11 protein-coding genes are annotated in these 7,251 nt (G+C 34.4%); 3 read left to right on the top strand and 8 right to left on the bottom strand.

Going from position 1 to position 7,251, the window contains the following annotated elements; translation table 11 throughout:
• From AC1DJR_RS12745 to comGA, 6 genes are all read right to left on the bottom strand, one after another.
• Nucleotides 1-110: prepilin-type N-terminal cleavage/methylation domain-containing protein (locus AC1DJR_RS12745; protein WP_477002754.1), on the bottom strand; the 110-nt coding region annotated here is incomplete at its 3' end.
• Entirely contained in the window at nucleotides 94-390 is a 297-nt protein-coding gene (locus AC1DJR_RS12750; RefSeq protein ID WP_016100615.1) for a hypothetical protein, read from the bottom strand. The genes AC1DJR_RS12750 and AC1DJR_RS12745, both read right to left, overlap by 17 nt.
• Nucleotides 383-838: a competence type IV pilus minor pilin ComGD gene (gene comGD / locus AC1DJR_RS12755; RefSeq protein WP_002129089.1), complete on the bottom strand. Its 456-nt coding sequence runs from the start codon at nucleotides 836-838 to the stop codon at nucleotides 383-385. The genes AC1DJR_RS12750 and comGD overlap by 8 nt, the downstream gene beginning before the upstream one ends.
• Entirely contained in the window at nucleotides 835-1,134 is a 300-nt protein-coding gene (gene comGC, locus AC1DJR_RS12760) for a competence type IV pilus major pilin ComGC (protein ID WP_429686896.1), read from the bottom strand. The genes comGD and comGC overlap by 4 nt, the downstream gene beginning before the upstream one ends.
• Nucleotides 1,135-1,145: 11 nt before the next feature.
• The gene (comGB, locus tag AC1DJR_RS12765; RefSeq protein ID WP_477002752.1) at nucleotides 1,146-2,183 is read right to left on the bottom strand and encodes a competence type IV pilus assembly protein ComGB; all 1,038 of its coding nucleotides are present in this window, start codon (nucleotides 2,181-2,183) and stop codon (nucleotides 1,146-1,148) included.
• Nucleotides 2,170-3,213 carry a competence type IV pilus ATPase ComGA gene (comGA, locus tag AC1DJR_RS12770; RefSeq protein ID WP_429691875.1) on the bottom strand — a complete coding sequence of 348 codons (1,044 nt, stop codon included), beginning with the start codon at nucleotides 3,211-3,213 and terminating at the stop codon, nucleotides 2,170-2,172. The genes comGB and comGA overlap by 14 nt, the downstream gene beginning before the upstream one ends.
• A gap of 205 nt (nucleotides 3,214-3,418) precedes the next feature.
• Here comGA and AC1DJR_RS12775 point away from each other — a divergent pair, with 205 nt between their 5' ends.
• The 3 genes from AC1DJR_RS12775 (at nucleotide 3,419) to AC1DJR_RS12785 (ending at nucleotide 6,139) form a co-directional block, all read left to right on the top strand.
• On the top strand, nucleotides 3,419-4,114 hold the full coding sequence (locus tag AC1DJR_RS12775; protein WP_002014995.1) for a helix-turn-helix transcriptional regulator: 696 nt from the start codon (nucleotides 3,419-3,421) through the stop codon (nucleotides 4,112-4,114).
• Nucleotides 4,115-4,394: 280 nt separating this feature from the next.
• Nucleotides 4,395-4,637: a DUF2626 domain-containing protein gene (locus tag AC1DJR_RS12780; protein WP_002015110.1), complete on the top strand. Its 243-nt coding sequence runs from the start codon at nucleotides 4,395-4,397 to the stop codon at nucleotides 4,635-4,637.
• Nucleotides 4,638-4,744: 107 nt separating this feature from the next.
• Complete coding sequence (locus tag AC1DJR_RS12785) at nucleotides 4,745-6,139, top strand: L-cystine transporter (protein WP_477002753.1); 1,395 nt, start codon at nucleotides 4,745-4,747, stop codon at nucleotides 6,137-6,139.
• An 80-nt stretch (nucleotides 6,140-6,219) separates the two neighbouring features.
• Here the strand turns inward: AC1DJR_RS12785 and AC1DJR_RS12790 are convergent, their stop codons facing one another.
• The gene (locus AC1DJR_RS12790) at nucleotides 6,220-6,612 is read right to left on the bottom strand and encodes a hypothetical protein (protein ID WP_060749607.1); all 393 of its coding nucleotides are present in this window, start codon (nucleotides 6,610-6,612) and stop codon (nucleotides 6,220-6,222) included.
• An 87-nt stretch (nucleotides 6,613-6,699) separates the two neighbouring features.
• Nucleotides 6,700-6,915 (bottom strand): DUF3912 family protein, encoded by a 216-nt coding sequence (locus AC1DJR_RS12795; RefSeq protein ID WP_219303540.1) that lies wholly within the window; start codon nucleotides 6,913-6,915, stop codon nucleotides 6,700-6,702.
• Nucleotides 6,916-7,251: the final 336 nt, after the last annotated feature.

The raw sequence follows: 7,251 nt of genomic DNA on the forward strand, positions 1-7,251 counted from the left end.
CCCATAATATGAAGACGCGGTAAAAGTAAAAAGAACATTGATAAAATCAACAAACATGCAATCATTTCTATTAATGTAAATCCCACTTCTTTTTTATTTTTCCTTTGCATAAAGGCATTGCTCCATCGCTTTTCCTCTCCTATCTTTCCACATCGTACAAACTTCATCTCCTCTCCAATATGTGTAATATACAATTCCTTTTATGACTTGCTCTTTTACTCGCTTTTCCTCATTCTCATACTTAAATAAGGCCGCTTCTTTTTTTAATAATATTAATGCTTTATAGCTCATTTTTATATTTTTTCTTTCTTGCATAATTAATAATGTTTGCGGGAGCAATAACGATGCCGCCATCATTATTAAACTTAACGCTACAACCATTTCAACCATTACTGATCCTTTTTGACACTTCACGATACGTAAATCTCCCTCTTCCAAGCTGAAATACAATCTCATATTTATACCCTCGATAGGAAAGTAAAATCGTACCACCCCTATTAATATTCCCGCTCGGATTATATGTCATTGGATTTGGAAAGGTATGCAAATCCATTTGGACATCTTTATCATATTCTCTCTTAACAATTAAAAGGTCTGTCTCCGATTCCGAAATATAATACATCTGTTTCCCTTTAAACCAGCGTAACGTATAATGTTGTTGACGCTTAATCGCCAACTGCTGCATATACAAAATATCATTTGAAAACTGTTTCAAAAACTGCTCAACTTTTTGTTTTTCATGTAATGAAGTAACGTTAAAATGCGTAACAACACTCAGTACAGAAATAGCAAATAAGACAAGTAGCATTTCTAAAAGAGTAAAACCTTTTTGCTTCACGATTCCCCAGCTGATACCGTACCATCATCGGAAATATGGATTGGTTCACCTTTCGGGCAAGTTTTTGAAGTAATATACTTTCCTGTTTCAAGTTCCTCTATTGATGGAATCTTATTATGTTGCAAGTGATATGCTTGTATTTGTGCTTCTATAGATTTCACATAGGCTGCACATCCTTTTCCTTGGACGGATGAGCGCTGTGTAACTACATTTGGAATAATTAATAGTAATAATACAGTTATGACAACCATAACTAATAACATTTCTAAAAGAGTAAAACCCTCCTCATTCTGCATGTAAATGCCCCCTATATAGAATTCATCATTTGAAACATCGGCATAATCATCGCTAAGTACATCAAAATGACTATAACCCCAAGACATGTAAATAAAATGGGTTGAATCACAAATAACATACGTTTAATTTTTTGTTCTACCTTTTCAATAATGAGCTCACTGTAATCACCAAGCTCATTTGCTAAATTACCGTTTGCTTGTCCATGCGTAATGATATAAGAAAGTTCTTTCTCGTAATAACCGCTTTTATCAATAATAGATTGTAACGGTTCTCCTGCAATTAATTGCCGCTCAATTCGGTCTGCTTCATACTGAAAGAACGGATGAYACTTTTGCTTCATCATTATTGTTAATGCTTCGTGTACCGACAATCCACCGTGTAATAAACCACTTAATTGAGTGGAAAAATAATGCGAATGATTTAAAATAAGAAATGTTTTCATAAGGGGAATACGGATCATAATCTTTACCTTTTGAGTAGGCGGAAGTTTTCGGAAATAAAATATATATAAACTAAATCCCATTATAACGATAAGAACAATCATATAAATGAAGTAGGGTAATAATTTAATTGCAACTAAAATTTGCTCCGTAAGTGGTGGTGCTGTAGAACGTAAAGAACTATACATCATTTCAAACTGAGGCAATAAAATGAGGTTAAAAACAGAAAGCATAATCATTAAAAAAAATGATAAAAACATAGGATATCGCATTACTTTCATCATATCTTTCCTATATTTATCTTTCTTGTAAAGAAGTACGCTCCCTTGTTGCAAAGCAAAAGAAATGTCACCATGTCGCTCTGCATAAAACAAATAACTTAACATCTCAGAGTGAAACATTAATTGGTGAAAAGAAGCGTGCAAACTTTGTCCATTTTTCAATCCCTCGATCATACGCTGTAACTGTAATTTCTTCCCTAATGGTAGTTGCAACTGCAAAAATTCTAACGCCTGCAAAAGTGAGTAACCTTTCTCTAATAAATCACTTAATCTTTTACATAATAATGCTTGATCACTTAAACTCCATTTTCTCTTAAACATATACATCTTCTTCTAAAAAGCCTAAAGCATACCCTTTTCGAACCGACGATTCCAACGTTTTATAGTGATACGTAACATGTTCTCCACTTGCTTCTTTAATCGCTTGTTTTAATTCATATCCATATAACAGTTCATAAATGCTTGCCTGTCTCACTTTCCTCATTGATTTACATAAAGTTGCACACTTCCCTCTGCAAAATGGACATTTTAATTCGACGAGCCGCTGAGCAGCTACTGCTAATAATGATTGTTCAATTTCTTGCCTTGTAATACCATAATCCATAAATCGTAGTATCGCTCCTTTCGCATCATTTGTATGCAAGGTTGTCATTACTAAATGTCCCGTCAAACTGGCCCTTACAGCTACTTTTGCTGTTTCTTCATCACGAATTTCGCCAACTAAAATAATATCTGGATCATGACGCAAAATAGCCTTTAATCCCGTTTTATATGTGATACCAGCTTTTTCATTTATTTGAATTTGTAATAAACCGTCTTTTCTTTGCTCAACTGGATCTTCCAGTGTAATGATGCGACGTGTTTGCCATTTTCTAGCTACTTCTAATAACGCATACATTGTTGTTGTTTTTCCAGAACCAGTTGGCCCAGTAAATACGAGTAACCCATGAGAATGCTTTAAAAAAGAGAGTAATTTTTCCGCTGAACTTGGAAATAACGAAAGATGAGACAGTGGCTGTACAGATGCTTGTAAATGGAGGCGAATAACGAGACTTTCTTGATATACTGTTGGAAGTGTTGAAAGGCGTAAATACACTTCTTTTCCATCAATTTGTAAGTACAACGAACCATTTTGAGGTTTTCTCCTCTCTCCTATATCCATTGATGCTAAAAATTTAAAGTGTGAAACAAGCTTTTCTCCAGATTCTTTCTCAATACACCGTTTCGTAATTAAATCTTTTCCAATACGTAATTGAATCGCCACATCCTTCTGCCTGGGCACAATATGTAAGTCCGATGCTTGCACCCTACAAGCTTCTTTCATAATCATATTTGCAAAAAGCTCGACACTATTCATCAAGTTTCCCTCCTCACTATGTATATATCATAAAAAAATGCACAAGAAAAATTAGAGATTTTGTATTTTCACTAAGAGAAAAAGGGAAAATATGTTTGTGAAATTATGAACAATTTCCGAATTATTGTCTGAAATTACCTATATAGAAGTTTATCTGTATTATAATGTTAATATCTTGGATAAAGTGATAAAGGTGGAGATCCTCATGGAACAAGCTCTAAAAATTACAGGTGTATTATCTGACCCTACTCGTTATTATATTTATAAATATATTTCGCAAAAACATAATTACGTAACTGTACAAGAAATTGCAGATGAGTTTAATATTCATCCAAACGTAGCGCGTTTACATTTATCTAAATTAGAAGATGTTAATATGCTCAAATCAGAAACAAAAAAAACTGGGAAAGGCGGCAGACCAAGCAGACTATACGTCTTGTCTCAAGATGTCATCCAGTTACAATTCCCATTTCGCGATTATCAATTATTAGCACAGATAGCATTTAATTCACTGCTAAGCTTAGGTAGTGCTGGTGAAAAAGCGCTATATGAAACAGGGAAACAATTCGGCAAAGAATTAATGCAACAACATATGCATCGCTTAAATGTAAGTGCAGAAGCATTGACGATAGAACAAAAAATGCTAATCGCAAAAGAAGCATTCTCAACAGCTGGCTTATCGCCTGCTTTTGAATTAAGTACAGATGGCACAAAAATTTTCTATGATGTACACAATTGCCCATTTAAAGAAGTTGCTGCGCATCATCCGACTGAAATTTGTAATATGCACGGAGATATGATGAAGGGGATTTTTGAAATCCTATTCCCGAACGTGGAATTAACACGAAACGATAGTCTACTAGATGGCTGCAAATCTTGTAACTATAAAGTGAAACTTTAATCAGTGGGGGGGTTCTTCCCCCACTGATTATTAACTTTCACCAATCGGGCTTTTACGGGAAGTTATCTCCCACCTAACTTCCTCGCATTTGCTGAATTTTGAGGTGGGAGTTTTACTGCCCCGCAAATAGCGGGATAAAGTTCAAATTTAGTTTTTCAACTAAGAAGAAGTCAATATTATAATTGGCTTCTTTTTTATATGAATGAATATTTACAATAGTTAGAAAAATAAACTATAATGAAAAGAGGTTTTACTTTTTTTAGAAAAGGAGGGAGATGGCATGGAGCGCATGTTTCGCGTTCTCGGCTTTTGGACTGGAATTTTCTCGGTTATGTTTTACGTAGGGGATATGCATTCGACCGCACTACTATTTTTAGGACAAACAGGATTCTTCGTACTTTTAAGTTATTTAAAATTAACAGAGCGTATGTATATATACGTATTCGGGGCATATTTAACCGTTTTCTTCATCGGATTTACATGGTACACAACATTTTTACTTGTCCCTGGAGCTGGGCATTAAGAGATGGCAAATTGCCATCTTTTTTTTAATTCCGCAATTCCCTAGTTGACTTATAGGTTTTATTAMCTTATATTCTATATAACACATTGGAATTAGGGGGAATYAACATGAATACAMTGCTTGTCGGGACTAACATCACAGTCATGCTCATTTTAGTTGGCGTATTGTATTATATGCAACGTAAGCATGTATCTTTTAATAAACGTGTATTTACTGCTTTAGGAGTCGGAATTATMTTTGGTCTTATATTACAATTTATTTATGAACCTACTTCTAAAGTAATTATCGAATCAAATACCTGGTTYRGTTTAATTGGTAACGGTTATGTGAAATTACTTCAAATGATCGTTATGCCACTTATTTTAGTATCTATTATTTCAGCATTTACAAAATTACAATTAACGAAAAACCTTGGTAAAATCAGTGGTCTTATTATCGGAATTTTAATTCTTACTACRGGAATTGCCGCAGCTGTCGGTATAGCTGCAAGCGCAGGATTTGATGTATCAGCAACAGGATTACAACAAGGTGATGCAGAATCTGCTCGTCTGAAATTAGTAGAAGAAAGATTTACTTCTATTGAAAAGACAACAATTCCAGACAAATTGTTAGAACTGTTGCCTACGAATCCTTTTCTTGATTTAACAGGTGCTCGTCCAACATCAACAATTTCTGTTGTAATATTTGCAGCCTTTATCGGGATTGCCTTTATAGGTGTAAAACGAAAATATCCAGAACAAGCAGAGCTATTTAAGAAAATGCTTGATGCTGTATATGCAATCGTAATGCGTATGGTAACATTAATTTTACGTCTTACTCCATACGGCGTATTAGCTCTTATGGCAAAGACAGTTGCTGGTAGCGATATTAACGCTATTTTAAAACTTGGTAACTTCGTTTTAGCATCTTACGTAGCTCTTATCGTAATGTTTATCATTCACTTATTATTAATCGCATTATCTGGTTTAAATCCAATTCAATATTTGAAAAAAGTGTTCCCTGTATTAACATTTGCATTCACATCTCGCTCTAGTGCTGGTGCAATGCCATTAAATATTGAAGCTCAAAAAGAAAAGCTTGGTATTTCTGAAGGAATCGCTAACTTCGCTGCATCCTTTGGGGTATCTATCGGTCAAAACGGTTGCGCAGGTATTTATCCAGCAATGCTTGCTATGATGGTCGCTCCAACTGTAGGAATTGATCCATTACAACCACAATTCATTTTAACTTTAATCGCTGTCGTTGCTATTAGCTCATTCGGTGTTGCCGGTGTTGGTGGCGGTGCAACATTCGCAGCGTTAATCGTACTATCTACAATGAACTTACCAATCGGCATTGTCGCTCTTGTTATCTCAGTTGAACCATTAATCGATATGGGTCGTACAGCTCTTAACGTAAGTGGTTCTATGACAGCTGGTCTTATTTCTAGTAAATGGCTTGGTGAATTAGATCAGGATACGTACAATCAAGATGATGTAAAAACTGGTGAGATTGCTTCATAATAAAAAAGGACGCTAATAATTTATACTGTTAGCGTCTTTTTTATTATGTTCCATCTCTATACATCTTCTCTTGAAAGTTATCACTCCAAGTATTCTTCTAGTTGCTCTTTTAACTCTTCCTCAATCTCATAACAAGATTCATCAACAAGTTCCCCTACTTTCTTACTCCCCCAAACTCTCGACTGAGTTGGCATCCCTAAAAAAGTATTTTCGCATCTCCAAATTGGAATAATGTAAAATTCAATCATCTCTCCTTCTTCATCTAATACCGCTATAGAAACTGATGAATAATATCCTATTTCAAAGGGATTCTCTTTTTCTCTTTCAAATCCCATATCTAATTTCATATTTTTCCCTATGTATAAATGCGAATACGCTTTAAAAAATCCAAGTGATATTCGCTCTATTTCCTTTTCCATACATTTAATGTTCTCTTTCAACTCCAATGTAAACTCTTGTTCTTTATAATTCATTTCCGTCTCCCCACACATAGAAAAAGAGAATATAATAACATATTCYCTTTTCTCAAATATATTTCATTATCTCACAGCCCGTCCCTTTCACAAATAACCATTTTGCTCGCACCATGTATGAAATTGTCCTACATCTACTCCAACTAACACGATATCCTTTAGCTCTACAGCAATACTTTGTTCCCCAATTACAATAGCAAAGTGGGATTCTAATTGTTTTTCATTTTTCTTTACAGTTCCAATTCGGTTCCGATGCGGCCCATCTTTTATATATGCTTTTTGTCCTACAATATCAAAGTTCAAGATTCTCACCTCTTTTACTGCGCTCAAATTGGAAATACAATCTCCACCTCGGAAAATTTCCTTTCATTGCACTATTTCTCTATATATATGACGAAACAATAAAAGAGTCCTTCCTTCTTTACAATTATTTTTTCTTTGTTTCATTTTTATGATTGAAACGTAAAGTTTATAATAAAATACACTTGGAAGCGCTTTCTACGTAATTTTTTATGTTATAATATAAAAGTAGAACTTCGTAAAGAGGGTTAAAAAATGAATATAAACATGATTAACAAAGTAATTGAAGCATTAAAAGTATATGGCTTTCAGGATGTATCATTCTGTGAAGAAACGAAG

Source organism: Bacillus sp. 05T31 (assembly GCF_056396725.1).